Source organism: Streptomyces sp. NPDC058620, assembly GCF_042717135.1.
In the GTDB taxonomy this organism is placed as follows: Bacteria; Actinomycetota; Actinomycetes; order Streptomycetales; family Streptomycetaceae; genus Streptomyces.
Map to the genome: position 1 here is coordinate 55,138 of NZ_JBHXQO010000002.1, position 25,673 is coordinate 80,810.

General features: G+C 72.0%; 28 protein-coding genes and 2 pseudogenes. 10 read left to right on the forward strand and 20 right to left on the reverse strand.

Annotation, left to right across the window (positions count from 1 at the left end):
* Positions 1-83 precede the first annotated feature (83 nt).
* The gene (locus tag ACFWSK_RS02585; protein ID WP_383780943.1) at positions 84-1,334 is read left to right on the forward strand and encodes a GNAT family N-acetyltransferase; all 1,251 of its coding nucleotides are present in this window, start codon (positions 84-86) and stop codon (positions 1,332-1,334) included.
* 19 nt (positions 1,335-1,353) lie between these two features.
* On the opposite strand, the gene ACFWSK_RS02590 is transcribed toward ACFWSK_RS02585, so the two are convergent.
* Together ACFWSK_RS02590 and ACFWSK_RS02595 are read right to left on the reverse strand one after the other, a co-directional pair.
* On the reverse strand, positions 1,354-2,127 hold the full coding sequence (locus ACFWSK_RS02590; RefSeq protein WP_383780946.1) for an ABC transporter permease: 774 nt from the start codon (positions 2,125-2,127) through the stop codon (positions 1,354-1,356).
* A complete protein-coding gene (locus ACFWSK_RS02595; protein ID WP_383780949.1) occupies positions 2,120-3,076 on the reverse strand; it encodes an ATP-binding cassette domain-containing protein in 957 nt (318 codons plus the stop codon). The genes ACFWSK_RS02590 and ACFWSK_RS02595 overlap by 8 nt, the downstream gene beginning before the upstream one ends.
* Positions 3,077-3,163: 87 nt before the next feature.
* On the opposite strand from ACFWSK_RS02595, the gene ACFWSK_RS02600 reads away from it, so the two are divergent.
* On the forward strand, positions 3,164-3,946 hold the full coding sequence (locus ACFWSK_RS02600) for a TetR/AcrR family transcriptional regulator C-terminal domain-containing protein (RefSeq protein WP_383780952.1): 783 nt from the start codon (positions 3,164-3,166) through the stop codon (positions 3,944-3,946).
* Between the two features lie 114 nt (positions 3,947-4,060).
* On the opposite strand, the gene ACFWSK_RS02605 is transcribed toward ACFWSK_RS02600, so the two are convergent.
* A complete protein-coding gene (locus tag ACFWSK_RS02605) occupies positions 4,061-5,047 on the reverse strand; it encodes a zinc-binding dehydrogenase (RefSeq protein WP_383780954.1) in 987 nt (328 codons plus the stop codon).
* 104 nt (positions 5,048-5,151) lie between these two features.
* Between ACFWSK_RS02605 and ACFWSK_RS02610 the strand changes: the two genes are divergently transcribed.
* Positions 5,152-5,793 carry a TetR family transcriptional regulator gene (locus tag ACFWSK_RS02610; RefSeq protein ID WP_383780957.1) on the forward strand — a complete coding sequence of 214 codons (642 nt, stop codon included), beginning with the start codon at positions 5,152-5,154 and terminating at the stop codon, positions 5,791-5,793.
* Between the two features lie 21 nt (positions 5,794-5,814).
* Here ACFWSK_RS02610 and ACFWSK_RS02615 read toward each other — a convergent pair whose 3' ends face one another.
* The 10 genes and pseudogenes from ACFWSK_RS02615 to ACFWSK_RS02660 all read right to left on the reverse strand — a co-directional run bounded on the left by ACFWSK_RS02615 (position 5,815) and on the right by ACFWSK_RS02660 (position 12,255).
* Positions 5,815-6,615, reverse strand: a complete 801-nt coding sequence (locus tag ACFWSK_RS02615; RefSeq protein ID WP_383780959.1) for a phosphotransferase enzyme family protein — start codon at positions 6,613-6,615, stop codon at positions 5,815-5,817.
* Entirely contained in the window at positions 6,612-7,325 is a 714-nt protein-coding gene (locus ACFWSK_RS02620) for an HAD family hydrolase (RefSeq protein WP_383781883.1), read from the reverse strand. Before ACFWSK_RS02620 ends, ACFWSK_RS02615 begins: the two co-directional genes overlap by 4 nt.
* A gap of 30 nt (positions 7,326-7,355) precedes the next feature.
* A pseudogene (locus ACFWSK_RS02625) lies at positions 7,356-7,979 on the reverse strand (HAD family hydrolase); the annotation flags it as partial.
* A gap of 58 nt (positions 7,980-8,037) precedes the next feature.
* A complete protein-coding gene (locus tag ACFWSK_RS02630) occupies positions 8,038-8,568 on the reverse strand; it encodes a TIGR03618 family F420-dependent PPOX class oxidoreductase (RefSeq protein ID WP_383780961.1) in 531 nt (176 codons plus the stop codon).
* A 31-nt stretch (positions 8,569-8,599) separates the two neighbouring features.
* Positions 8,600-10,084 carry an MFS transporter gene (locus ACFWSK_RS02635; protein ID WP_383780963.1) on the reverse strand — a complete coding sequence of 495 codons (1,485 nt, stop codon included), beginning with the start codon at positions 10,082-10,084 and terminating at the stop codon, positions 8,600-8,602.
* A gap of 136 nt (positions 10,085-10,220) precedes the next feature.
* On the reverse strand, positions 10,221-10,709 hold the full coding sequence (locus ACFWSK_RS02640; RefSeq protein ID WP_383780965.1) for a MarR family winged helix-turn-helix transcriptional regulator: 489 nt from the start codon (positions 10,707-10,709) through the stop codon (positions 10,221-10,223).
* An 82-nt stretch (positions 10,710-10,791) separates the two neighbouring features.
* Positions 10,792-11,121 carry a deoxyxylulose-5-phosphate synthase gene (locus ACFWSK_RS02645; RefSeq protein ID WP_383780968.1) on the reverse strand — a complete coding sequence of 110 codons (330 nt, stop codon included), beginning with the start codon at positions 11,119-11,121 and terminating at the stop codon, positions 10,792-10,794.
* Positions 11,122-11,282: 161 nt separating this feature from the next.
* Positions 11,283-11,431 (reverse strand): annotated as a pseudogene (locus tag ACFWSK_RS02650) (dihydrofolate reductase); the annotation flags it as partial.
* A 35-nt stretch (positions 11,432-11,466) separates the two neighbouring features.
* Positions 11,467-12,012 (reverse strand): hypothetical protein, encoded by a 546-nt coding sequence (locus tag ACFWSK_RS02655; protein WP_383780971.1) that lies wholly within the window; start codon positions 12,010-12,012, stop codon positions 11,467-11,469.
* A gap of 93 nt (positions 12,013-12,105) precedes the next feature.
* Positions 12,106-12,255, reverse strand: coding sequence for a hypothetical protein (locus ACFWSK_RS02660; protein WP_383780974.1), 150 nt, complete (start codon positions 12,253-12,255; stop codon positions 12,106-12,108).
* A 44-nt stretch (positions 12,256-12,299) separates the two neighbouring features.
* On the opposite strand from ACFWSK_RS02660, the gene ACFWSK_RS02665 reads away from it, so the two are divergent.
* From ACFWSK_RS02665 to ACFWSK_RS02675, 3 genes are all read left to right on the forward strand, one after another.
* On the forward strand, positions 12,300-12,842 hold the full coding sequence (locus tag ACFWSK_RS02665; RefSeq protein ID WP_383780977.1) for a helix-turn-helix domain-containing protein: 543 nt from the start codon (positions 12,300-12,302) through the stop codon (positions 12,840-12,842).
* Between the two features lie 28 nt (positions 12,843-12,870).
* Positions 12,871-13,458: a hypothetical protein gene (locus ACFWSK_RS02670; RefSeq protein WP_383780980.1), complete on the forward strand. Its 588-nt coding sequence runs from the start codon at positions 12,871-12,873 to the stop codon at positions 13,456-13,458.
* Between the two features lie 177 nt (positions 13,459-13,635).
* Positions 13,636-13,950, forward strand: a complete 315-nt coding sequence (locus ACFWSK_RS02675) for a DUF2516 family protein (protein ID WP_383780982.1) — start codon at positions 13,636-13,638, stop codon at positions 13,948-13,950.
* Here ACFWSK_RS02675 and ACFWSK_RS02680 read toward each other — a convergent pair.
* The 3 genes from ACFWSK_RS02680 to ACFWSK_RS02690 all read right to left on the reverse strand — a co-directional run bounded on the left by ACFWSK_RS02680 (position 13,932) and on the right by ACFWSK_RS02690 (position 18,049).
* Positions 13,932-15,293 carry a PP2C family protein-serine/threonine phosphatase gene (locus ACFWSK_RS02680; protein WP_383780984.1) on the reverse strand — a complete coding sequence of 454 codons (1,362 nt, stop codon included), beginning with the start codon at positions 15,291-15,293 and terminating at the stop codon, positions 13,932-13,934. The genes ACFWSK_RS02675 and ACFWSK_RS02680 overlap by 19 nt on opposite strands.
* Positions 15,294-15,842: 549 nt before the next feature.
* Complete coding sequence (locus ACFWSK_RS02685; RefSeq protein WP_383780987.1) at positions 15,843-16,904, reverse strand: C40 family peptidase; 1,062 nt, start codon at positions 16,902-16,904, stop codon at positions 15,843-15,845.
* A 284-nt stretch (positions 16,905-17,188) separates the two neighbouring features.
* Positions 17,189-18,049, reverse strand: coding sequence for a class I SAM-dependent methyltransferase (locus ACFWSK_RS02690; RefSeq protein WP_383780990.1), 861 nt, complete (start codon positions 18,047-18,049; stop codon positions 17,189-17,191).
* A 240-nt stretch (positions 18,050-18,289) separates the two neighbouring features.
* Here ACFWSK_RS02690 and mshA point away from each other — a divergent pair, with 240 nt between their 5' ends.
* The 3 genes from mshA to ACFWSK_RS02705 all read left to right on the forward strand — a co-directional run bounded on the left by mshA (position 18,290) and on the right by ACFWSK_RS02705 (position 21,124).
* Positions 18,290-19,642 (forward strand): D-inositol-3-phosphate glycosyltransferase, encoded by a 1,353-nt coding sequence (gene mshA, locus ACFWSK_RS02695; protein WP_383780992.1) that lies wholly within the window; start codon positions 18,290-18,292, stop codon positions 19,640-19,642.
* Positions 19,635-20,147 carry a YbjN domain-containing protein gene (locus ACFWSK_RS02700; protein ID WP_383780994.1) on the forward strand — a complete coding sequence of 171 codons (513 nt, stop codon included), beginning with the start codon at positions 19,635-19,637 and terminating at the stop codon, positions 20,145-20,147. The genes mshA and ACFWSK_RS02700 overlap by 8 nt, the downstream gene beginning before the upstream one ends.
* Positions 20,148-20,341: 194 nt before the next feature.
* Complete coding sequence (locus tag ACFWSK_RS02705) at positions 20,342-21,124, forward strand: hypothetical protein (RefSeq protein ID WP_383780996.1); 783 nt, start codon at positions 20,342-20,344, stop codon at positions 21,122-21,124.
* Between the two features lie 109 nt (positions 21,125-21,233).
* On the opposite strand, the gene ACFWSK_RS02710 is transcribed toward ACFWSK_RS02705, so the two are convergent.
* From ACFWSK_RS02710 to ACFWSK_RS02720, 3 genes are all read right to left on the reverse strand, one after another.
* Entirely contained in the window at positions 21,234-21,425 is a 192-nt protein-coding gene (locus tag ACFWSK_RS02710) for a hypothetical protein (RefSeq protein WP_382737363.1), read from the reverse strand.
* Positions 21,426-21,511: 86 nt separating this feature from the next.
* A complete protein-coding gene (locus ACFWSK_RS02715) occupies positions 21,512-21,760 on the reverse strand; it encodes a hypothetical protein (protein WP_383780999.1) in 249 nt (82 codons plus the stop codon).
* Positions 21,761-21,844: 84 nt separating this feature from the next.
* Positions 21,845-22,756 (reverse strand): TetR/AcrR family transcriptional regulator C-terminal domain-containing protein, encoded by a 912-nt coding sequence (locus ACFWSK_RS02720; protein ID WP_383781001.1) that lies wholly within the window; start codon positions 22,754-22,756, stop codon positions 21,845-21,847.
* Positions 22,757-22,872: 116 nt separating this feature from the next.
* Here ACFWSK_RS02720 and ACFWSK_RS02725 point away from each other — a divergent pair, with 116 nt between their 5' ends.
* Positions 22,873-24,540, forward strand: coding sequence for an MFS transporter (locus ACFWSK_RS02725; RefSeq protein WP_383781003.1), 1,668 nt, complete (start codon positions 22,873-22,875; stop codon positions 24,538-24,540).
* Positions 24,541-24,709: 169 nt separating this feature from the next.
* Here the strand turns inward: ACFWSK_RS02725 and ACFWSK_RS02730 are convergent, their stop codons facing one another.
* Positions 24,710-25,471 (reverse strand): phosphoglyceromutase, encoded by a 762-nt coding sequence (locus tag ACFWSK_RS02730; protein WP_383781006.1) that lies wholly within the window; start codon positions 25,469-25,471, stop codon positions 24,710-24,712.
* Positions 25,472-25,673: the final 202 nt, after the last annotated feature.

The following is a 25,673-nucleotide window of genomic DNA, read 5'->3' on the forward strand; positions in this document are numbered from 1 at the left end:
GTCCGGGAGGTGGTTCCGCCAGGGGTCCCTGCCGGACCGTAATGCACGCGACATCCCGGCGGGGCTGTGGCTAGCGTGGGCCCATGAGCCTCGATCTCCGCACCGTTTCCGAGTCCGGCTACCCCGAGTGGCTGCGGGCCGTGGGAACCGGATTCCTCCGCGCGGCGGCGCCGGCGGACGACGAGATCAAGGGGCGTCTGGCCCATACCGATCTGAGCCGTGTGCGCGGCGTCTTCGACGGTGAGCGGTGTGTGGCGACCTTCCGGTCGTTCGCCCAGGAGCTGACCGTCGTCGGCGGCGCGACCGTGCGGGCCGACGCGATCAGCGCGGTGACGGTGACGCCCACGCATCGCCGCCGGGGACTGCTCGGCCGGATGATGGCGGCGGATCTGTCGGCGGCGAAGGAGCGCGGCGACGTGGTCGCCTCGCTGATCGCGGCGGAGTACCCGATCTACGGGCGGTACGGCTTCGGCCCGGCGACGTGGACGACGGAGTGGGAGATCGACGTCACGCGTGCCGGCCTGGACCCGCGCCGGCCGGTCCCCCCGGCGGCGGACGGCGGCCGGATCGACCTGGTGGACGGCGCGGAGGTACGCAGGATCGGCCCCGCACTCCACAGCCGGCCGGCGGCACGCGTCCCCGGCGTGATCAGCCGCGACGAGCGCTGGTGGGAACTCAGCACGGGCGTCGGCGTGACGGCGGCCGACAGGTGGACGGACCCGTTCTACGCGGTCTACCGCTCGGCGGACGGCGAGGTCGACGGGCTGGCCGTGTACCGGGCCGACGACCACTGGGGTGACGCGAAGCAGCCGCTGAACAAGGCGACGGTGAAGACCCTGACCGCGGCGACCCCGGCGGCCGAACGGGCGTTGTGGGAGTTCGTCTGCTCGATCGACTGGATCACGACGGTCCGCTCGGGCTTCCGCGCCCCCGACGATCTCCTTCCCCTCTTCCTCCCGGACCCCCGGGCCGCGCGCATCGTGACGCAGGCCGACTGGCTGTGGCTGCGGGTCCTGGACGTCGCCCGTGCGCTGGAGGCCCGTACCTACGCGACCGAAGCCACCCTGGTCCTGGACGTCCAGGACGGGGCGGGCCTCACCGCCGGCCGCTTCCGCCTGGACGCCTCCCCGGCCGGGGCTTCCTGCGTACCGACGACGGAGAGCGCCGATCTGACCCTGGACGTACGTGAGTTGGGGACGCTGTACCTGGGCGACGAATCGGTACTCCGGCTGGTGGACCTCGGCCGGATCGAGGAGAACCGGGCGGGTGCGGCGGCGACGGCGGACGCGGCGTTCCGGACGGGCCGCCGGGCGTGGTGCCCGGACATGTTCTGAGGGCGCTCAGGGGCAGCCGCTACCGCGTCCGGACCCTGAACAGGACCCCCGACAGTCCCACCGCCACCAGCAGGATCGCCGCCGCCCAGGTCAGCGCGATCCACGGGGTGTTTCCCGCGGGCTGACCCAGGAGGAGGGCGCGGAGCGATTCGATGGCCGGCGTGATCGGCTGGTGGTCGGCGAAGGCGTGCAGCCAGGCGGGCATCGAGTCGATCGGGACGAACGCGCTGCTCGGGTACGGCAGGAACGACATGAAGAACGTGAAGCCGCCCGCCGCCTCCGGAGTGCGGGCGAGCAGGCCGAACGCCGCGGAGATCCACGACAGGGCCACGATGTAGGCCAGCAGGACGGCGGTCACCGTGAGCCAGCCGGCCGGGGTGGCGGCCGGGCGGAAGCCGATCAGGAGGGCGACGCCGAAGACGAGGGCCGTGGAGACGAGGTTGCGTACGGTGCTCGCCGCCACGTGACCCGCCAGGATCGCCGTGCCGCCGATGTCGAGGGAGCGGAAGCGGTCGATGATGCCGCCCTTCATGTCCTCGCTGACGGCCACCGCCGTGGTCGCGGAGCCGAAGCCGGCGCAGAGGAGCAGGACGCCCGGGACGACGTACGTGACGTACGAGTCGTACGCCGTCCCCGTCTCGATCGCGCCGCCGAAGAAGTAGACGAAGATCAGCATCAGCATGATCGGCAGCATCATCGAGGTGATGACGGCGTCGATGTTGCGGCGGCTGATGCGCAGGCTGCGGCCCGTCATGACCGTGGCGTGGGCGAGGACGCCCGGTGCGTCAGACATGGGCCGGTACCTCCGTGGTGAGGGCGAGGAAGACGTCGTCGAGGCTCGCGCCGTGCACGCTGAAGCGTGCGACGTCGGTCCTGGTGGGATCGATCTCGTCGAGCAGCGCCCGGACGTGGGCCGCCGTGCCGTCGGTGGGGAGGCCCAGAGTGAGGGTCTCGGGGGAGTGGTGGACGGCGCGGCCGGCCAGTCGCAGGTAGGCCGCGCCGTCGGTGAGCACGAGGTCGAGCCGGTGGCCCGAGACACGGGACTTGAGGGTGGCGGGGGTGCCTTCGGCGGCGATCCGGCCCTTGTCGAGCACGGCGATGCGGTCGGCGAGCCGGTCGGCCTCCTCCAGGTACTGCGTGGTGAGCAGGATGGCGGCGCCCTGGTCGGCGAGGTCGCGGACCACCTGCCAGAGCTCTTGGCGGCTGCGCGGGTCGAGGCCGGTGGTCGGTTCGTCGAGGAAGAACACACCGGGTTCGGGTGAGCCGACGAGCCCCGCCGCCAGGTCGAGGCGGCGTCGCATGCCTCCGGAGTGGGTGCGGACGAGGCGGCGGGCCGCGTCGGTGAGGCCGAAGCGGACGAGGAGTTCGTCCGCGCGGCGCCGGGCGTCGGCGCGGGAGAGGCCGGTCAGGCGGGCCATCATGCGCAGGTTCTCCTCGCCGGTCTGGGTCTCGTCCACGGCGGCGAACTGGCCGGTCAGGCTGATCGCCCGGCGGACCTTGCCGCGCTCGGTGGCGATGTCGTACCCGGCGACGCGGGCGGTGCCGGAGTCGGCCTCGGTGAGCGTGGCGAGGATGCGTACGGCCGTGGTCTTGCCCGCCCCGTTGGGCCCGAGCAGGGCGAACACGGTGGCAGGGCCGACGTGGAGATCGATGCCGTCAAGGACCCGGACCGCGGGCTTCCCGTAGGACTTGGTGAGGCCGTGCGCCTCGATCGTGCCGGGCGGCGCCTGCGTGTCGCTCATGACCTTCTCCTTCTGCGTATGGCATACGCACTATTGCGTAAGCATTACGCATACCTAGGATGGAGGTCAAGAGAAGGTGGGGTCCAGGTGGTTGAGAAGAACGGCACGCCGGGCGATACGGGTCTGCCGGCCAGCATCGAGGCCGCCTGGGGACTGCGCGCGCGCCCGGTCAAGGGGCCGAAGCCGGGGCTGGCCCTGGACCGCATCGTGGCCGCCGCCATGGCGGTCGCGGCGACGGAGGGGCTGGCGGCCGTCTCGATGGGCAGGGTCGCCAAGGAACTGGGGGCGTCGACCATGGCGCTCTACCGGTACGTCTCCGCCAAGGACGAGCTCTACGTCCTGATGCAGGAGGCCGCCATGGGCCCGCCCCCGCCGCTGCCCGCCCTGGAGACGGGGGCGGGCTGGCGCGAGGCGATCAGCCAGTGGGCCCGGTCGCAGCGCGAGGTGTTCCACCGCAACCTCTGGATGCTCCGCATCCCGATCGCGGGTCCGCCCGCGAGTCCCCACTCGGTCGCCTGGTGGGAGCAGGGGCTCCAGGCGCTGGACGGCAGCGGCCTCCACGAGGGCGACAAGATCTCCGTCATCCTCCTCATCTCCGGTTTCGTGCGGAACGAGGCACTGCTGATGAGCGATCTCGCCGCTGCCGTCGAGGCGCGTGGCGTCCCCGCGCAGGACGTGATGGCCGCGTGGGAACACACCCTGAACCGGCTCGTCGACCCCGTACGGCATCCGGCGCTCTCACGGCTGATGGAGTCCGGTGTGCTGAACGAGCCCGACGAACCGGACTACGACTTCACCTTCGGCCTGGACCGGCTCCTGGACGGCATCGACGTGCTCCTCCAGCGGCGGCGGACTGACGACGGGGCCTGACGGGCGCCGGGCCGCGCCCGCCGTGCCCCGCCCCGCCGTGCCCCGCCGTGCCCCGCCGCGCCCCGCCCCGCCGCGTCGAGGCGCGGCGGGGCCCGGCCCGGGTGGTGCCATCGTTCAGCCGGTTCCGGTGGCGAGCAGTGCCTTGCCGAGCAGGCTGCGCGCCTCTATCGCCGCGTGCGCCCCCGCCGCCCGTTCCAGCGGGAACACCTCGCCGATCACCGGTCGCAGCCGCCCGGCGGCGGCCTCCGCGAGCGCCAGGCCGGCCAGCCGTACGTGCTCCGCGTCCGACAGCTGTACGTCCCCGATGCCGAGCAGGGTGATCGAGCGCCGCGCCGCCTCCTCCGGGTCCACGGGTGTGAACCCACCGGTCGGCGCCCCGTGCGCGGAGAACCGTCCACCGTCCGCCACCAGCGGCACGGCCGCAAGGCCCACCTGCCCGCCGACGCCGTCCAGCACCACATCGGCCGGGCCGCCCGCATCGGCGAGGGCCGCGCGGGTCCGCTCCACCCAGTCCGCCGCCGCCCCGTCGATCACCGTGTCGGCGCCCAACTCCCGTACCAGAGCGGTCTTCCGCTCACCGCGTGCCACCGCGACCACATGCGCGCCGGCCGCGTGCGCCAGCTGGACGAGCAGGGTTCCCATGCCGCCCGAGGCGCCGAGGACCAGGACCCGTTCACCCGGCTTCGGGGCCGTCGATTCCATCAGGGCCAGGGCCGTCACACCGTCGTGGACGAGCGCCGCCGCCTCACGCAGCCCGAGCGCGTCCGGTACGGGCACGAGCAGCTCGGCGGGGACCGTGGCCCGCTCCGCGTAGCCGCCGGAGAAGCCCAGCGAGGCGATCACCCGGCGCCCGGCCCAGGAGGCGTCCACGCCCTCACCGGCGGTACGCACCGTCCCGGCGACGCCGCCGCCGGGGACGTACGGCACCTGGACCGGGAACACCTCGCTGAAGCCGCCGGAGCGGATCTGGGTCTCCACGAAGATCGTGTCGACGTACGCCACGTCGATCAGTACCTCTCCCGGTGCCGCGACCGGGTCCGGCCGCTCCGCCGCGACCAGAACCTCCGGGCCGCCGAACTCCTCCGCCAGTGCCACACGCATACGGATCACGCCTCTCCCGTGCCGGCGACCGGTCGTTCCGGAGCCGTGGGAACCACCCTGGGACGTCAAGTGCACTTGAGGTCAAGGGCGTAGGCTAAGCAGTCATGAGCGGAGAGAAGTCCAGGTCCGGGGCGGCGGCGCACGCGCCGGTCAGTCTGCGTGAGCGCAAGAAGCAACTGACCTACCAGGCGGTCTCCGACGCGGCGATCGCGATGTTCCTGGAGCGGGGCTTCGACAAGGTCTCGGTGGCGGAGGTGGCGGCCGCCGCCGACATCTCCAAACCGACGCTGTTCCGGTACTTCCCGGCCAAGGAAGACCTCGCGCTGCACCGGTTCGCCGACCACGAGGACGAGGCAGCCCGGACCGTCGCGGGCCGTGCGGACGGCGAATCGCCGCTGGACGCACTGCACCGCCACTTCCTCACCGGGCTGACCGACCGCGACCCGGTGACCGGCCTCTGCGACGTCCCGCACGTCCTCGCCTTCCACCGTCTGCTGTACGGCACCCCGGCGCTGGTCGCCCGCCTGTACGCGTACCAGGGCCGCTCGGAGGCGTCGCTCGCCCGCGCACTCGGCGGCGGGGTCACGGCACGGCTCGCCGCGGGTCAGATCGTGGCCGTCCTGCGCATCCTGGCCGAGGAGAACTGGCGGCGGATCGACGCGGGGGAGAGCGCGGAGCAGGTGTACCCGGGCGCGGTGGAAGCCGCGGAGCTGGCCTTCGTGCAGCTCAGGTCGGGCCTGGAGTAGAGCTGGGGGTCGCGCTGCGGGTCACGTGGCCGCCAGCGCCGCGGCGAACGCTTCCCGCTGCGCGACCAGCATGTCCTGATGGCGGTCCCACCGCGCCCAGCCGCCACCCTGCTCCAGCGCCCGTACGTAGACCGCGTCACCGCCGGCCACCCGGCGTGCGACGAAAGCGCGGCACACGGCGGTGGCCTGTTCGATCACGCCGGGCAGGGCGGCGCGGCCCCGCGGCCCCAGACCGTAGGCATCGGCCAGCACCGAGAGCCGGTGCGGCCGGTCGAGGCCCTCGCGCCCGGACGTCGTCACCCAGTACCGCGCCGTCATCGCGACATCCCACACTGGGCGCCCGGGGGCGGCCTGGTCGAAGTCGATGAGGGCATACGCGCGGCCGTCACGGAAGACCACGTTCTCCAGACACACGTCGTTGTGGCAGAGCAGCGGCACCTCCGCTCCCTCCGCCGCCTCCGGGCCCTCCGGGTCGGCCAGTTCCGTCGGCCAGGGCACCGCACGGTCGATGGGCGCGGACGCGGCGGCCCGGTGCATCTGTCGCAGCAGGGCGCCCACCGAACGCAGTGCGTCATCCGTCCAGGCCCACGGCGGGTGGGGCGGGACCGGCACGTCCCCGTGCACGTAGGAGAGCTGCTCGCGGCTGCCGTCGGCGGTCGTGCCCATCGGGGTCGGAACACCGTCGAAGCCGTGCGCGGCCAGCGCGCGGAGGTGGGTGTGGATCGCGGCGGCGTGCGGCTGGGCGGGGCGTTCCACGACGGACCCGCGACGGACGACCGCACCCGCGTTGGCCATGCCTCCGGACAGGACGTGGCCGGTCATGCCGCCTCGTCCTGCTGGCCGCCGTCCTGCTGGCCGCCGTCCTCCAGGCCACCGCCCTCCAGCGCCGCGCTCAACGGCGCGTACAGATCGGCGAGTTCGCGGTAGAGCACCCCGGTCATGCCCAGGGCGACAGCCGCGTCGACGTTCTCCCGCCGGTCGTCCACGAACAGGCACCGTTTCACCGGCACCCCCGCGCGGGCCGCCGCCGTCACATAGATGGCCGGGTCCGGTTTGGCGACGCCCTCCCGGGCGCTGCTGACCACATGGTCGGCCAGGTCGTCGATGCCCAACGAGGCCAGGTCCTCCTCCAGTTGGTCGGACGCGTTGGTGACCAGGACCAGCGGCAGCCGGTCCCGCACCCGGCGCAACAACGCGACCACGGCCTCGTCGGCCCGGAACGGCGCCCGGGCGAGCGCGTGCCCCAACGCGTACGCCTGCGGTTCGGTCAGCGGGGTGGGTGCGTGGAGGTGTGGTTCGGCCGGGGTGACGGGGGCGTGCGTCGCGGGACCGGTCGGACGGCCCGCGAGGCGGGACGCGATGGTCGTGACCCACTCGTCCGTGGTGATCCGGCCGAGGAGGAGCGGCAGGTCCACCTCGGGGGCGTAGGCGATGTCCATCGTGGTGCCCTCGGCGAGGCCCGCTACCCGCTCCAGGGCGGCCAGTTCCGTCGTGTCGTAGAAACGGATCACGTTGTCGAGGTCGCAGAGCACCGCGTCGAAGGGGCGGCCGGCCGGAGAGCCCGCGCCTGTCGCGAAGCCGAGGATGTCGCGCGCCGCCTCGCGCAGGCCGGTGAAGTGGCGGTGGGCGCCGGCCGTGGCGCGGGGCGCGTTCACCGACCAGACGGTCATCCCGGCCCGCAGCCCCGCCCGTACGCCGGACGGGGCGTCCTCGATGACCAGGCAGTCCTCGGGCCGGGCGCCCAGCCGCTCGGCCGCCAGCAGATACGGCGCGGGCGACGGCTTGCCCTCGTCGACCGAGGCCGCGTCCACGATCACGTCCGGCATCGGCAGCCCCGTACGGGAGAACCGGCCGCGCACCCGGTGCTCGTAGTTGGACGTCACCAGGGCCCACGACCCGGCGGGCAGAGCGGCCAGCAGGTCGGCGGCGCCCTCGAAGGCCGTGTAGTGGCCGGTCAGGACGTCCTCGTCCTCCAGCTCGTGCAGCAGGGCCAGGCAGGCCGCGGGGTCCAGGCCGGGCGCGACCTCGGCGAACGTCTCCAGCGGGCGGGTGCGCAGGGCGGTCCGGTACACCTCGTCGGGGTCGAGCCCGTGCCGCAGTGCCCAAGTGCTCCAGACGCGACGCTGGTTGGCGAGCGCGTCGACGAGGGTGCCGTCCACGTCGAAGAGCACGTACTTCGCGGGCATCGAAGATCTCCTCCTGCTTCGTGACTGAGTCGTCGAGTATGCACGGGCCCCGTTCGGCTCACTCGGCCGACGGGATGTCCAGGGCCGTTCCGTACAGGCGGGACACCCGGATGCGGATCACCACGCGGCGCTCCGCGACCAGCTGCTCCAGGAACGCCGCCTCGTCCGCCGGGTCCTCGAAACCGGGGGTCAGGGAGAGGAGTTCACGTCCGATCGCGTCACCGGGTTCGGTGGTCGTCTCCGATACCTCGGCCTCGCCCTCGGCCACGGCGAAGGACCAGACGTCGGGCCCCTGGACGTGCAGGGCCGCGCGCGAATTACGGCGTACGAGACGGGACTTGAGCCGCTCGTCGGTGGTGGAGACGCGCACGACGCGGGCTTCCTCGTCCCAGTGGTAGAGGACGGTCGACAGGTGGGGATGGCCCGTGCTCCGGACGTTGGCGAGGACGCCGAACTGCTGCTCCCGCAGCAGCCGGGACAACTCGGGCCCGGTGAGGACGCGGGGCCCGGGACCGCCCGACGACTTCTCGCCAGCCTCGGCGTCGGTGGCGGTGTGCGCCGGCTCGGCGGTGGTGTTCGCCGCGTTCATGGCGAGGTCCCTTTCGTTCGTGGAGGGAGGGTCAGGCGTCGGTCGTGGGGCGGCGCAGTACGAGGAGCGCGACGGCGAAGGCGGTGACGAGCAGCCCGGTGCCGACGCCGAAGGCCAGGTGGTAGCCGCTGGTCAGGGCCTCGGCCCGGGTGTGGCCCGCCGCCAGGACGCTGTCGGTGCGGGTGGCCGCCAGGGTGGAGAGCACGGCGACACCGAGCGCCATCCCGATCTGCTGCGTGGTGTTGAAGAACCCCGAGGCGAGCCCGGCGTCCTCGTCCCCGGCACCGGACATGCCGAGTGTCGTCAGGGCCGGGAGCGCGAGGCCGAAGCCTGCGGCGAGAAGCAGCACGGGCAGCAGGTCGGTGACGTAGTCCGCCTGCGCGGGAAGGCGGGTGAGGAGCCCGAGCGCGCCGACCAGCAGCACGATCCCGGCCAGCAGGACACCGCGCTCACCGAACCGGGCGTTCAGGCGGGCCGAGACACCCAGCGATACGGCTCCGATGACCGCGGCGGCCGGAAGCATGGCCAGGCCGGTCTCGGCGGCGCCGTACCCGAGGACGTTCTGGAGGTAGAGGGCCACGAGGATCTGGAACGAGAACAGCGCGGCCACCATGAGCGCCTGGACCAGGTTGGCTCCCGCGACGGCGCGGGACCGGAGGATCCGCAGGGGCATGAGCGGGGTGCGGGCCGTGGCCTGGCGGGCGACGAAGGCGGCCAGCAGGGCGATCGCGAGTGCTCCGAGGCCGATCGTGGGGGCCGAAGTCCACCCGTACTCCTCGACCTTGACGACCGTGTAGATGCCGAGCATCAGGCCGGAGGTGACGAGGAGCGCACCGAGGAGATCGGCGCCCGCCGCCAGGCCGAGGCCGCGGTCGGCGGGCAGGACGCGCACGGCGATCGCGAGGGCGGCGAGCCCGATCGGCAGGTTGATGAGGAAGATCCAGTGCCAGTCGAGGGCGTCGGTGAGGACGCCGCCGAGCACCTGGCCGATGGAGGCGCCCGCCGCGCCGGTGAAGGAGAACACGGCGATGGCCCTGGCGCGTTCGCGTGGGTCGGTGAAGAGGGTGATGAGGATGCCGAGGCCGACCGCGGAGGCCATCGCGCTGCCGACGCCCTGGAGGAAGCGGGCGGCGATCAGGACGGCGGGCGAGGCGGCGGCACCGGCCAGCAGGGAGGCCGCGGTGAACACCGCGGTACCGGCGACGAACATGCGCTTGCGGCCGATCAGGTCGCCGAGCCGTCCGGCGAGCAGCAGCAGGCTGCCGAACGCGATCAGGTAGGCGTTGACCACCCAGCTGAGGCCGGCGGGGGTGAATCCCAGGTCGCTCTGGATGGCGGGCATCGCCACGGTCACGATCGAGCCGTCGAGCACGATCATCAGCATCCCGGTGGCGATCACTCCGAGAGCGAGCCTGCGGGTGCGGAGGGTGGGCGCGGCTGTCGGCGTCGGCGCGGGGGAGTGGGAGGGGGAAGGAGTGGGCGGGGTGGAGCGTGTGGACGGTGCGGTGGCAGGCATCGGTCGTCTCCTGTCGGTTGGGTCGACATGAGAAACCGTAGCAGATGGTTTTGTTGCAGACTATCTCTAGCGGTCCTGCTTTTCGCCGTAGCGCCTCCGGCTTCCGCTCCTGTCTGCTTCCTGCCTGCGCGCCCGCCTACTTCTTGCTCTGCCGGGCGCGCCTGACGGGGCCGGGACTCTCCACCGGCGTGGCCAGATGCTCGGCGGCCAGGTGGTTGAGGGCCCGGAGGAGTGCTGTCCGGTCGCCCTCGGGGAGCGTGTCGAGCGCGTCCTTGTGCACACGGTCGACGATGGCCTGACTGCGGACGGCCAGCTGGGCACCCTTGTCGGTGACCGCGATGATCCGGGCGCGCCGGTCGCGGCTCGAGGGGCGGCGCTCGGCAAGGCCGGCGGCCTCCAGGGCGTCCACGGTCACCACCATCGTGGTCTTGTCCATGTCGCCGATCTCGGCGAGCTGGATCTGGGTGCGCTCCTCTTCGAGGGCGTGGGCCAGGACGCAGTGCATGCGGGAGGTCAGCCCGATCTCGGCCAGGGCGGCCGACATCCGGGTGCGCAGGGCGTGGCTGGTGTGGTCGAGGAGGAAGGAGAGGTCCGGTTCCGTGCGGGCGGGAGTCATGGCGGTCATGCTCACCAGCGTAACAATTAGGTCCGTGACGGATTGTCCGGTAGAAGATGGACTGGCGCTCCCGCCCCGCGGCGCTTTGTACTCAGGGGAGCTCGCGCCGTACGAGGGCGTGGGCGAAGGGCTCCCCGGTGGTCTCGGCGTACGCCATCCGCTCGCGGATCTCGCGGAGTGTGCGGGGCCGGTAGCCCGGCCCGCCGCAGCAGTTCTTGTGGAAGCGAATGCCCGCGTGCAGCAGGACCGAGAGGGTCCGCCAGGCCGCGATGTCCCTGCGCTTGGGCGCGGCGAAGGCCGAACCGACGTGGATCAGCGGCTCGGCGCAGCGGGGGCAGGCGCGGGCGCGTGACCCGTCGTAGGGCTGCTTGTACGAGGCCCTGCACGGCAGACAGACGTACGCGGTCTTCACGGGGGACATGGGCCGAGGGTAGGCGGCGCGCGCTCCGCTCTTCGAGCGCTTTTCCTCGCGCGCCTCTTTCGCGCGCTTTTCGAGCTCGCGCGCTTTTCGAGCTCGCGCCCAGGCAGGCCCGGGTCCCCAGGGGGTCCCGGGCCTGGCCCTGTGCGACAAGGGGCGGGTCAGCCCTCGTCGAAGGCCCCGCCCACGACCTCGTCGAGGAACGGATGGGTCCACCCACCGTGCGCGAACCCGCCGTCCTCGTCCTCACGCCCCCGCAGGGGGCCTGCACGACGCCGTCCAGGCTGATGAACTCGGCGATCACGATGCGCATGGGGCTCACTCCTCGGGTTCCGTGTACGGGGTACGTCAGCTAGGACCGCCGGACGGGGCGGAACTCACCGCGGGGCACGGGGCGGATGCCGTCCGGCGCCGGTAATAGGCAATCGCCGACGTCGCCACCAAGGGTGCCCAGGCCAGGAGCGGGAGGTAGCAGAGCACGAGGAGCGCCTGTTGCGCCGGTGTATCCGTGATGCTGCCCGTCGACAGGTTCGTGCCCTGGACGTACCCCACCCAGCCGCACAGAGCGAACAGCGCGGCCGCGCCCAGCAGGGCAGGGACCACTGCCGCGAGCGGCCGCACCCTGCGGCCGCCGAGCAGAGGTATCCAGCGGGGCACGGTCTCGCCCCACGCCTGCACCAGGCCGAGGGTGAGCAGGGCGAGGGCTTCGGAGACGACGGTCAGCGAGAGTATGTACAGCGCCTCGCCGCTGCTCGCGACCGGTTCAGCAGCCACCGGAAGCCCGGCGACCAGGGCGATCCGCCACAGCCCCGAGGGCAGGGTGACCAGGGGCACTGCGTAGGCGGCCAGGGCGGCCCAGCGCGGCACGTCGGGTAACGCGTTCACTTTCATCATGCGGTTCATGCTTGTCGCGGCCACGCCGCAGCACGTCGGCCTACGGGCCCCTCCGCCTCCGCCGTGCGGGGGAGACGCGCGTACGGCCGCCGTTCACGAGTAGTAGGTGACGTAGAAGGCGGACTGCACGGCCGGGGGTGAACCCGACGCCTCGGTCTCGTCCAATCCGTGCCCGCAGAGGAGGCAGAGCTCCATCAGGAGGGTGTCGCCGTGCCCCTGGGCCAGGTGGGAACACTTTTGCAAGCAGACGCTTGCAAAAGTTAGCAAGAGTGTTGCAGTATCGAGGCATGGCATCACTCAACGTCGGCAGTCTCGGTGAGTACCTCCGTGAGCAGCGGCGCACGGCGCAGCTCTCGCTGCGGCAGCTCGCCGATGCCGCCGGGGTGTCCAATCCGTATCTCAGCCAGATCGAGCGCGGCCTGCGCAAGCCGAGCGCGGAGGTGCTGCAGCAGGTTGCCAAGGCCCTGCGGATCTCCGCCGAGACGCTGTACGTACGGGCCGGGATTCTTGATGAGCGGGAGCGGGACGAGCTGGAGACGCGGGCGGTCATTCTGGCCGACCCGTCCATCAACGAGCGGCAGAAGAACGTGCTGCTCCAGATCTACGACTCGTTCCGCAAGGAGAACGGCTTCGAAGCCGAGATCGAGGCCGAGGCCAAGACCGGTACCGAGGCCGAACCCGAGGCCGGCGTTCGCGACACAGGTGTCGTTGGGCACGTCGGTGACGGGGATCCGGGTGCCGGGGACGACACAGTGGACTTCGGCACCGACGTGGGTGCCCGCGGCCCCCGCACGGCCGGCGGCAGTGATGCACACACACCCTCAAGCTGACTTCTGATGATCCGGGAGGACCACAGTCATGGCCATCACCGATGACCTGCGTAAGACCCTCACCGACCCGACCCCCCTCTACTTCGCCGCCGGTACGGCCGACCTCGCCGTCCAGCAGGCACGCAAGGTTCCGGCGCTGATCGAGCAGCTGCGGGCCGACGCGCCCGAGCGCATCGAGGCCGTACGCAACAGCGACCCCAAGGCCGTGCAGGAGAAGGTGACCGCGCAGGCCAAGGAGGCTCAGGCCACCGTCCAGGCGAAGGTCACCGAGGTGATCGGGGCGTTCGACGCCGATCTGAAGAAGCTCGGCGGGACCGCTCAGGACCTGGCTCTGCGCAGCGTGGGCGCGGCCGCCGAGTACGCGGTCAAGGCCCGTGAGACGTACGAGAAGGTCGCCGAGCGCGGCGAGCAGACCGTGAGGACGTGGCGCGGCGAGACCGCCGACGAGATCGTCGAGCTCGCCGCCGTCGTCGAGGCCGAGCCGAAGCCGAAGCCGAAGGCGGCCCCTGCGGCGAAGCCCGTACCGAAGCAGGCGGATGCCAAGGCCGCGCCCGCCAAGAAGGCGCCCGCGCGCAAGCCGGTGGCGAAGAAGACCACGCCGCCCGCCGGTAAGTGACCGGGCCGCAAGCGATGCGCCGGTGAACGCTCGCCGGCGCGAGGCCGAGAACCGAAGAACGGGATCGCGGCCCGGGCACCCTCGCGGTGTCCGGTCCGTTCTCCCGGTAGCGTGGCCACGTTATGGCCGGTCCGACAGGCGGTGGGCACTGTGTTGATGCAGGGTTTCGCGGGACTGATGTCCCTCTTGAGCTTGGCACTGATTCTTTTGAGCGGCTTCGCTCTGGTGGACGCGGTGATCCGCCGTGAAGACGCGTATCGCGCGGCCGACAAGCAGACCAAGCCCTTCTGGCTGATCATCCTTGCGATCGCGTTCGTCGTGATCTGGCTCTTCCCGATCATGTCGTTCCTGCCGGTCATCGGGCTGATCGCGACGATCGTCTACATCGTCGACGTGCGGCCCGCCGTGCGGCAGATCTCGGGCGGTGGCGGCGGACGCCGCGGCGGCTCCAGCAGCGACGGGCCGTACGGCCCCTACAACGGCGGGCGCTGAGCGCTCGCGGGTGCTGACGAGCCCGAGCGGGGGCGGGGGAGACTCCGCCCCCGTCGGCGTATGAGGTCCTCGTCGCGGTTCAGCAGCAGGACCGCTACGTCGTCGGTGAGCTCGCCGCCGTTCAGCTCCCGCACCTGCGCGACCGCGGCCTCCAGCAGTTCCTCGCCGCCGAGTCCCTGCTCCAGCTGACGGTTGATCATCGCGACCATGCCGTCCTGGCCGAGGCGCTGGGTACCGGTGGGTCCGACGCGGCCCTCGATGAGCCCGTCGGTGTACATCATCAGGCTCCAGGAGCCGCCCAGTTCGACCTGCCGGCGCGGCCAGCGGGCACGCGGCAGCAGACCGAGGGCGGGGCCCCCGTCCTCGTACGGCAGCAGGTGCGCCGCACGCCCCTGCCGGGCGATCAGCGGTGCGGGGTGGCCCGCCAGGCAGAGCCCGGCGCGGCGGCCGTCGGGCGAGATGTCGACGGTGCAGAGCGTCGCGAAGATCTCCTCGCTCTCCCTCTCGTGCTCCAGCACCTGCTGGAGCGTGGAGAGGAGCTCGTCCCCGCACAGGCCCGCCAGCGTCAGCGCCCGCCAGGCGATGCGCAGTTCGACACCGAGCGCGGCCTCGTCCGGGCCGTGGCCGCAGACGTCGCCGATCATCGCGTGGACCGTGCCGTCCGGGGTGCGGACCGTGTCGTAGAAGTCGCCGCCGAGCAGGGCGCGGCTGCGGCCGGGCCGGTAACGGGAGGCGAAGCTCAGGTCCGAGCCCTGGAGGAGGGGCGTGGGCAGCAGGCCGCGTTCCAGCCGGGCGTTCTCCTGGGCACGCAGCCGGGACTCGGTCAGCTGGTGCTGGGCGATGTCGGCGCGCTTGCGTTCCACCGCGTACCGGATGGCACGGCTCAGCAGCCTGCCGTCGAGCTCGCCGCGGAAGAGATAGTCCTGGGCGCCGACCCGTACGGCCTCGGCGGCCAGCTCGGCGTCGTCCTCCGCCGTGAGGGCGAGGACGGCGTGGCGGGGCGCGATCCGCAGCACGTGCTTGAGCGTGGCGAGGCCGTCCACCTCCGCGCCGGTGTGGTCCCCGTCGGGGCGCGCGTCGGTACGGGCTTCCGCCCGGGTCTCGGAGCCGGTGGGAAGGGCCAGGTCCAGCAGGATGCAGTCGACGTCGTCGGTGAGGAGCCGGCCCGCCTCGGTGAGGTTGCGGGCCGAACGGACGCGGACCCGGGCCCCGGCCGCGGACGGCAGCTCGGGGACGCTGAAAGTGCCCGTGGGGTCGGCCTCGATCACCAGGAGGGTGAGGTCGGCGCCATAGGTGGCGTCCGCAGCGGGCACGGCTCGGTGCTGCGGTTCGGGTACGGGCATCGGTTCGGGTTTCCTTCCCTCCCCCCGAGGGCGCGGCGGGACGACGATCGACGACCCGCCAGACGGGGACGATAGCGGTCCGTGGCAGGGGAGCGGAATGGCGCATGGCACCCGGCCTCCGTCATATGCGCAGTCATAAGCCGCTTCCTGTCACGGAACCGGCGAGATGCGCGCACCTCGGAGGGGGATGCGGGCCATGACAAACATCACCCGCCTCCCGTGCCGCCGCGTGGCCCGGCTCACGTCGGGGCGGCGGGGCGGGGTGGCGTGGCTCACGGTCCGGCGGGCGTCGTGCGCGGTGTGCGAGGACGGGCGGGGGACTGGGGAGCGGTGGGCGGGCCGGGGCGCGGATGTCCGTCGGTCAGGGACGGGCCGCCGGGCACGGGCACCCACCCGGGCACGGGCGCCCACCCCGGCGAAGGCGCGCTACTCGGCGCAGACGCACCCCGGCGAAGGCGCTCCCCCGCCGCCGGCCACGGCTCGTCCGCACGGCCCGCCGCCGCCCTGCTTGTCCGGGCCCTGCTTGTCCGGGGCCTGCTTGTCCGGGGCCTACTTGTCCGGGCGGACCACTCCCAGGATCGCCATCGATCCCGCACCCGCCAGCGTGACGTTCCGCCCGGGGCGCGGTGCGTGGACGATCGCGCCGTCGCCGACGTACATCCCGACGTGGCTGGCATCCGCGTGGTAGATGATCAGGTCGCCGGGGCGCATGTCCTCGACGGCGATGCGCGGGAGCAGGCGCCACTGTTCCTGGGACGTACGCGGGATCGGGCGCTTCGCCGACGCCCACGCCTGGGAGGTCAGCCCCGAGCAGTCGTACGAACCGGGGCCCTCGGCCCCCCACACGTACGGCTTGCCTATCTGCGCGGTCGCGAACGCCACGGCCTGCTTGCCGCTCGCACTCGCCTCGCGGTCGATGTCCCTGAGCGCACCCGAGCTGAGCCAGGCGGTCTGCGCCTTGTACTCCGCCTGCTGCTCCAGCTGGAGCAGCCTCGCCCGCTCCTCCTTCGCCAGCTGCGATTCGAGCTTCTTCGCAGCCTCGATCCGGGAGTTGATCTCCTTCTTGGCCTTGGCCTGCTGGAGGCGGTTGGCTTCGAGCTTCTCCCAGTTGATGCTCGCGTCCTTGGTGTACGTCTCCAAGTCCTCCTGGGTGCGGGTCAGTTCGGCCAGGACGCCCTTGGACGCCTGCTGGCCCTGCCTGACCTGGTTCACCCCGTCCAGGAAGAGCTGCGGATCGCTGCTGAGGACGAGCTGCGCACCGGGCGGCAGCCCGCCGTTGCGGTACTGCTCGCGGGCCTGGGCGCCCGCCGTGTTCTTGAGCTCGGCGATCCTCGCCTGGCCGTCGACGACGGCCTTGGCGAGCTTGACGATCTCGCCGGACTGCTTGGCCGTCTGCTCTTCGGCCAGGTTGTACGCGTCGGTGGCCGCGCCCGCCTTGCGGTAGAGGGTGTCGATCTCCTCCCGCACCTCTTCGAGGCTCTTACCCGCCGCCGCCGGAGCGGTGGGGGCGGGCTCGGGCAGTGGTGCGGCCATCGCCTGGACCGGCGCGGCCAGTACAGCCAGCGCGCAGACCAGTGTGATCGCGGCAGCGGCACAGTGGCGTCGGTTCACGGACTCCCCCTCCGGGCACAAAGCGACACAAGCCAGACCGTACGAATACGGATTTCTGACTTACCGTCAGTAACTTTTCAGCAACGTCGCGATCGTGCCATGTAGCCCCGTAAAGCAACAGAGGCTGACACCACCTGACACCACCTGACGCATCACACGGCCCGCCCCCGGCGGGCAGGCGAATGACATCCCGTCGTGTCGACGAACGGTGAGCCGCCCGTGTTCCCGGAGTTGCCGGTACGGGCGTGTCGTCCGTACCCGACGGCGCCCGCGCGGGCACCCGTTCACGAACCGCTGGGGCGCAGCGCGTCCCACCGCACCGTGATCTCACCCTGGCGCCACCGCCGTTCCCCGTCCGTCAGCGGCCACTCCCCGGAGAGCGCCCGCGCCGTCGCGATCCAGCGCTGCCGGGCGCCCAGCGAGGCGTACGGGGAGGCCGCTGCCCAGGCCCGGTCGAAATCCCGCAGGAAGGCATGGACGGGCTCGCCCGGCACATTGCGGTGGATCAGCGCCTTGGGGAGGCGTTCCGCGAGGTCGGACGGACGCTCCAGCGAGCCCAGCCGGGTCGCGAACGTGACCGTGCGCGGGCCCTCCGGGCCCAGCGCCACCCACACGTGCCGGCGCCCGATCTCGTCGCAGGTGCCCTCGACGAGCAGCCCGTCCGGTGCCAGCCGCGCGCAGAGCCGCTGCCACACCGCGGCTACCTCGCCCTCGTCGTACTGCCGCAGGACGTTCGCCGCCCGGATCAGCGAAGGCCGCCCGGCGCCGCCCCCGGCGGCCTGCCCCGCCGTGCCGCTCGCCCCGCCGCTCGCCCCGCCGCTCGGCGCGGTACCCGGCGGGACGGGGATCTCGAAGCCGCCGTGGACGAACGTCAGCCCCTCCCGTTCGTACGGCTTCGCCGCCGCCACCCGCTCCGGGTCGATCTCGATGCCGACCACCGCCGTGCGCGGTTCGGCGGTGCGCAGCCGTGCCAGCAGTTCGACGGCGGTCCAGGGGGCCGCCCCGTAGCCGAGGTCGACGGCGACGGGGAAGTCCGAGCGGCGCAGGGCGGGGCCGTGGGTCGCGGCGATCCAGCGGTCCATACGGCGCAGACGGTTCGGGTTCGTGGTCCCGCGGGTCGCGGTGCCGATGGGGCGCTGGCGCATGACAGCGAGCGTATGCGACGCCGGAGGACGGGGAAGACGGTCCTCCCGGGGGCCCGCAGGCGGCCTGCGGGGGGCTTGCCAGGGACCGTCACGCGCCGCCCCCTCGGCTGCCCCGCGGGCGCGCGGCATGGTCATGGTTCGGTAAAGCGGAATGAACTGCCGCATGTCGCTGTTCTGGATCTGCGTAGGGACCAGCGCGCCCCCGAGAAGTCATGCCTTGAGCGAGGAGGACCGGACGACGTGAGCCAGTACGTCTCTCGGCTCGGCGGCAGCTGCGTGGCGCCGCGTATCCGGTTCCCCGGCGGCTTCCCCGGCACGCACCGCAGACCGCGGCGGATCGCGATGCTGTCCGTGCACACGTCTCCGCTGCACCAGCCCGGTACGGGCGACGCGGGCGGCATGAACGTCTACATCGTGGAGCTGGCCAAGCGCCTCGCCGCGATCAACATCGAGGTCGAGATCTTCACCCGGGCCACGACCGGCGCCCTGCCCCCGACGGTGGAGCTGTCGCCCGGCGTCCTGGTCCGGCACGTCGACGCGGGCCCGTACGAGGGGCTGGCGAAGGAGGAGCTGCCCGCGCAGCTCTGCGCCTTCACGCACGGCGTGATGCAGGCATGGGCCGGTCAGCGCCCCGGCTACTACGACCTCGTCCACTCCCACTACTGGCTCTCCGGCCAGGTCGGCTGGCTGGCCGCGCAGCGCTGGGGCGTCCCCCTGGTCCACGCGATGCACACCATGGCGAAGGTCAAGAACGCGGCGCTCGCCGAGGGCGACACCCCCGAGCCCGCCGCCCGTGTCATCGGCGAGACCCAGATCGTGCGCGCCTCCGACCGGCTCATCGCGAACACGGCGGAGGAGGCGGACGAGCTCGTCCGCTTCTACGAGGCGGACGCCGGCAGCGTGGCCGTCGTGCACCCGGGCGTGAACCTGGACCGCTTCCGCCCCGCGGACGGCCGTGCGGCGGCCCGCGCGCGCCTCGGACTGCCCCAGGACGCGTTCGTCCCGCTCTTCGCCGGCCGTATCCAGCCGCTGAAGGCACCCGACATCCTGCTGCGGGCCGTCGCCGTGCTCCTGGACCGCGAGCCCTCGCTCCGCCACCGGATGGTCGTACCCGTCGTCGGCGGGCCGAGCGGCAGCGGGCTCGCCAAGCCGGAGGGCCTGCAGAAGCTGGCCGCGCGGCTGGGCATCGCCGACGTCGTGCGGTTCCACCCGCCGGTCGGGCAGGACCAGCTCGCCGACTGGTTCCGGGCCGCGTCCGTGCTGGTCATGCCCTCGTACAGCGAGTCCTTCGGCCTCGTCGCCATAGAGGCCCAGGCGGCCGGCACCCCGGTCGTCGCGGCGGCCGTGGGCGGTCTCCCGGTGGCGGTACGGGACGGGGTCAGCGGATTCCTGATCCCCGGGCACGACCCGGAGGCGTACGCCGGGGCACTGGGCCGGTTCGTGGACACGCCGGAGCTGGTCGGCCGGATGGGGGCGGCGGCCGCCGCGCACGCCCAGTCGTTCGGCTGGGACACGGCTGCGTCGGCGACATCCGATGTGTACACGGCAGCGATGTACGAGCACCGCCGTCACGTACGCTCCCACCATGGCTGACGTACCCGACGAAGCAGCAGTGGCGGCGCAGGTCATCGAGGCGACGCTGAACGACGCGGAGCTCGAATGGGAGAGCCCGGAGCCCGGCAACTACGTCGTGAAGCTGCCCGGCACGCGCAAGCTCTTCACCACGTGCTCCCTGCTCGTCGGCAAGCACTCCCTCTCCATCAACGCCTTCGTCATCCGTCACCCCGACGAGAACGACGCCGCCGTGCACCGGTGGCTGCTGGAGCGCAACCTCCGCCTCTTCGGCGTGAGTTACGCGGTCGACCCCCTCGGTGACATCTACCTGGCCGGCAAGCTCCCGCTGGCCGTCGTCACCCCGGACGAGCTCGACCGGCTGCTCGGGACGGTCCTCGAAGCGGCCGACGGATCGTTCAACACCCTGCTGGAGCTCGGCTTCGCGACCGCGATCCGCAAGGAGTACGCGTGGCGGGTGTCGCGCGGCGAGTCCACCCGGAATCTGGACGCGTTCGCGCACCTGACCCAGCGCCCGGCCGACTGACACCCGTTCCTCGGCTCCGGCGCATTCACAGAGTGATCACAGACGAATCACAATCCCATCCCGTGGCTGGTCAAGCCGATCACCGGACAGGTGTCCGAATCTAGAGTGTGACGCACTGCGACGACCCACCCCGAGTGGCGTGCAACTACCGCACCGGGCAAGGGGCGTTGCTCCATGAGACGGAGAGATGAACCATGCGCGCCACCGCTGTACGCCGTACCGCCCTCGCCACTTCCGTGGCGGCCCTGGCCCTGCTGGCCACGGCCTGCGGCGGCTCCGAGCCCAGCAAGGGCGATGAGGGCAAGGACGGCGCCAAGGAAGGCGCCGCCGGGAAGCCCGCCGTCAAGGCGCTGACCGCCGCCGAGCTGGAGAAGGCGTCCCTGGCCCAGGGCGACGTCGAGGCTCACAAGATCACGAAGGCCGGCCCCGAGGACTCGGTCGCCGCCGCCGACGTCACCTCCGACAAGGAGGCGTGCGCCCCCCTGGCCCGCGCGTTCTACGGCGCTGAGGAGGGCAAGCCGACCGCGACCACCAAGCGCCAGGTGATCAGCGAGCCCAAGGTCGACGGCGGCGACGTGACCGAGGGGGACGTCGAGGACACCCTCGAGTCGGCCTTCGACCTGACGTCCACGCTGCTGACGCTCTCCTCGTACGACAGTGCGACCGCCGAGGGCAACATCGCCGCCCTCCGCAAGGCCGCGACCGACTGCGCCGGCGGCTTCAGCGTCACCACGGGCGGAGAGACCCAGAAGGTCACCAAGATCACCGAGGAGAAGGTCTCGGGCGGCGAGGAGGCCCTCGCCTGGACGCTGGCGGCCGAGCAGGACGGCCAAAGCATGCCGCTGACACTCGTCGCGCTGCGCCAGGGCGGCACGGTCGCCACGTTCACGTCGTTCAACCTCGCGGCGGCCAGCGGCAAGGGCACGCTCGAACTGCCGGCGGCCGTGGTCGCGGCCCAGGCGTCGAAGCTCGCCTGATTTCGCCTTCGCCGATCCCCACCCGCCGGGACCGGGCGCGCCCTGCCGAACAGGCGGGGCGCGCCCGCGTTCCGCGGCAGTAGCGGCAACTGCTGCGTTGTCACGCCTGTCAAGGCAGGGGTACGAGCCTCACCACGGTGACGGTGAGGACCGACCCGGAGACGTAATAGAGGACGATCGCGCCGAGGACCGTCGCCTCGCGACGGTCATGCTCGCTCTTGACGGCGCACGACCCGTGCCCGTACGGATCACGGCCCAGGGTGCGGGCCATCTCGTCGCGGAACGGATCGCCGTCCCGCATCTTGGCGAGGGTGTCGTCCGCCGGCGGCGCGTACGAGATGCGGAACGCGCCGGCACTCGGCCGGCCGCGGTCCTTGCGGTGGCGGCTCAAGAGATCTGCCGCCTCTCGGCCTCGTCCTGCGCCAGTCGGACCAGGATGCCTTCGGCCTCCGGATCGGGGACGGCCTCCAGCATCCAGTGCCGCATGACGGCGTGGATCTCGTCCACACCCGCCTCGTTGATCGCACGGTCGAAGTCCGTGCGTCTGTCCTCGGGCAGGGCGGTGCGGATGGCCGGGATGCTGTTGGGCACGTCGACCTCCGTGCCGCCGACGAAAGTCTTGAGAGGCTCGCCCATGATCGTTCTCCCCGATCTCCTTGCTCTCCACGCCCGTTCGCACGCATCCACGGGTGTGTCAGGGACAGTCCACGATGCGCACGATCATAGGGTCGCGGCCTGGTCGGTGAGCACCTGTACGCCGTCCAGAATGCGTTGCAGGCCGAACTCGAAGAGTGTGCCGAGTTCGAGGTCGAACTGATCCGTACCGAAGAGGGTGGAGAGGACCGGATAGGCCCCGGATGTCTGAATGGCCTCCATACGCGGCTCGTTGGACGCCATCCACTCGTCCGGGGTCATGCCGGTGTCCTGCCGCGCCTGTGACTCCAACTCCATCGCCATCGCGACTCCCTGGGCGAATCCGAGCAGGGTCAGGTGGGTGTGGAGCATCTGGGCCGGGGTGAGGCCCAGTCCCGCGAGGGAGGCCAGGGCGCGCTCGGTGTACCGCATGGCGTGGGGCGAGACCATCGGCCGGGTGAGCGCGGCCATGGCCCGCGCCAGCCAGGGGTGACGTTCGTACCGAGCCCACAACCACCGGGCTTCCACGGAGAGTCGGTCCCGCCAGGAGCCGCCCGACGGACGCGTGGGTTCCTCGGTGAACACCGCTTCCGACATCAGCCGTACGAGTTCGGCCTTGCTCGGCACATGCCGGTACAGGGCCATGGTGGACGTACCGAACTCCGTCGCGATCCGGCGCATCGACAGGGCGCCGAGGCCCTCCGCGTCGGCCAGCTCGATCGCCGTGCGGATGATGCGCTCGGCGGTGAGTCCCTGGCCCGGTGCCGTCCTGCCCTCGCGCCGGGCCTCCGCCACCACGGTGCCGACCCCGGGCACGGCCCGCACCAGACCCTCCTGCGCCAGCGCCGCGAGCGCCTTCGACGCGGTGGCCATGGCGACCCCCCAATCCTGCGTGATGCGCCGGGTCGAGGGGACGGGATCGCCGGGCGAGAGCTCCCCCGAGGTGATGCGGCGGCGGATGTCCGCGGCGATGCGAAGGTAGGGCGGATCGCTGACCATGGCGGCACTGTACTAGTGCACCGCAACGCCTTCTCCCGGGCGCGGCAAGGGTTATGCACCCGGTGCACTAGGGAGCGGTTTGCGGTGTACGCGCCGAGCCGCTTCCGTACGGACCCATGGAGACACACGCCGGCCCCCGCGCGGGCCGCAAGGAATGGATCGCCCTCGGCGTCCTGATGCTGCCCCTGCTCCTCGTATCGATGGACGTCTCGGTCCTCTACTTCGCGATCCCGTACGTGAGCGAGGACCTGACGCCGAGCGCCACCCAGCAACTGTGGATTCTCGACATGTACGGCTTCGTGCTCGCCGGGCTCCTCATCACCATGGGCGCGCTCGGCGACCGGCTCGGCCGCCGTACCGTACTGCTCGCCGGAGCCGTCGTGTTCGGCGCCGCCTCGGTGGCCGCCGCGTACGCCCAGTCCGCCGAGGCGCTCATCGCCGTACGCGCCCTGCTCGGCCTCGGCGGCGCCGCCCTGATGCCGTCGACCCTCGCCCTCATCCGCAACCTCTTCCACGACGCACGGCAGCGTGCCACGGCGGTGACGGTCTGGACCGCCGTCATGACCACGGGAGTCTCCCTCGGACCGGTCGTCAGCGGCCTGCTGCTGGAGCACTTCTGGTGGGGCTCGGTCTTCCTGATCAACCTGCCCGCGATGGCGCTCCTCGTGGTCCTGGTCCCCTTCCTCGTACCGGAGTTCAGGTCCAAGGACCGCGAACCCTTCGACCTGGCGAGCGCGGTGCTCTCGCTGGCCGCTCTGCTCCCGGTCATCTACGGCATCAAGGAACTCGCCCGGCACGGCTACGCGCCCCTGCCCGCGCTCGGGATCAGCGGTGGGCTCGTGCTCGGTTACGTCTTCGTCCGCCGCCAGAAACGTCTGTCCCACCCGATGGTCGACCTCGCCCTGTTGCGGCAGCGCGCCTTCGGGGGCGCGGTCTGCGCGAACCTGACGGCGATGTTCGCCACGGTGGGCATGGCCGTCTTCTTCACGCAGTACCTGCAGTCCGTCCTCGGCATGGGACCGCTGGAGGCGGCCCTGTGGAGCCTGGTACCGGCCGTGGGCGTCGCGGTGATGGCCCCGACCGGCGCGGCACTCGCGCAGCGGTTCGACCGGGCGTACGTCATGTGCGGCGGGTTCCTCGTCTCCGCCTGCGGTTTCCTCTGGCTGACCCAGGTGCGTACGGACTCGGCCCTCTGGTTCACCCTCACCGGCGGGGCCGTCTACGCGGGCGGCCTGGTCGCGGCCATGACCCTGGCCAACGAACTCGCCCTGGGCGCGGCCCCGCCGGAGCGCGCGGGCTCGGCGGCGGCGGTACTCGAATCGGGCCAGGAACTGGGCGGCTCCCTCGGCATGGCCGTCCTCGGCTCGATCGGCGCGGCGGTCTACAGCCGGGACATGGCGGACACCCTGCCGCCCGGCCTCCCGGACGCCGACGCGGTACGCGAAACCCTGGGCGGCGCCACGGCGGTGGCGTCCCACCTGCCGGAGACGACGGCGGACGCGGTACTCACGGCGGCCCGCGACGCGTTCACCCACGGGATGAGCTACGCGGGAGTGGGAGCCGCGGCGACGATGGCGGGAGCCGCGGCACTGTCACTGGCACTGCTGCGGGGAACGACGAAGACGAACAGCGATACCGCCACCCCTCCCGGCCCTACCGGCCCCTCCCGCTCTTCCGGCCCTACCGGCCCCTCCCGCCCTTCCGGCCCTTCCGGCCCCTCCCGCCCTTCCGGCCCCTCCCGCCCCGACGCCAAGCGGCCGGCGGACATCGGGGGCACCCCCTGACCGAGATTGCGGACGGAGCGTTGCGTGCAACGCTCCGTCCCCTCCGCGATACGCGTTGAACCGCGCGGCCGGACCGGAGCAACGCCCCGGCCCACCCCGCACCTCAACGGAACGAGCCCCCACCCGCGGACACACCGCGGGTGGGGGCTCGATCGCGTACGGGTACGCGCTACTTCTTCTTGCCCTGGTTCTTCACTGCCTCGATCGCCGCCTGGGCCGCGTCCGGGTCCAGGTACGTGCCGCCCGGCTTCAGGGGGTGGAAGTCGGCGTCCAGTTCGTACGCGAGCGGGATGCCGGTCGGGATGTTGAGGCCCGTGATGTCCTCGTCCGAGATGCCGTCCAGGTGCTTGACCAGGCCGCGGAGGCTGTTGCCGTGGGCGGCGACCAGGACCGTCCGGCCGTCGAGCAGGTCGGGGACGATGCCGTCGTACCAGTACGGCAGCATGCGCTCGACGACGTCCTTGAGGCACTCCGTGCGCGGACGCAGCTCGCTGGGGATCGTCGCGTAGCGCGGGTCGTCGGACTGGGAGAACTCGGCGCCGTCCTCGAGGGGCGGCGGCGGGGTGTCGTACGAGCGGCGCCAGAGCATGAACTGCTCCTCGCCGAACTCGGCGAGCGTCTGCGCCTTGTCCTTGCCCTGGAGGGCGCCGTAGTGGCGCTCGTTCAGGCGCCAGGAGCGGTGGACCGGAATCCAGTGGCGGTCCGCGGCTTCCAGCCCGAGCTGGGCGGTGCGGATCGCGCGCTTCTGGAGGGAGGTGTGCACGACGTCGGGGAGCAGGCCGGCGTCCTTGAGCAGCTCACCGCCGCGGACCGCCTCCTTCTCGCCCTTGTCGGTGAGGTCTACGTCCACCCAACCGGTGAACAGGTTCTTCGCGTTCCATTCGCTCTCGCCGTGGCGGAGGAGGATCAGCTTGTACGGTGCGTCGGCCATGGGTCCGAGCGTAATCGAACCCGTGGGACCCGCGTGCGCCCGGCCACAGGGCGGACAGCGGTCGCAGGAGCGGGGTCCGGGGCGTCGATTGACGGGAGGCGTCAATCCAGTGGCGGACGCGAAACCCGGCTTCGTAATATTCGGAGTGCCATCGGACCACTTACGGTCCGCGTCAGGCTCCGTACGTCCCCGGGGGGAATTC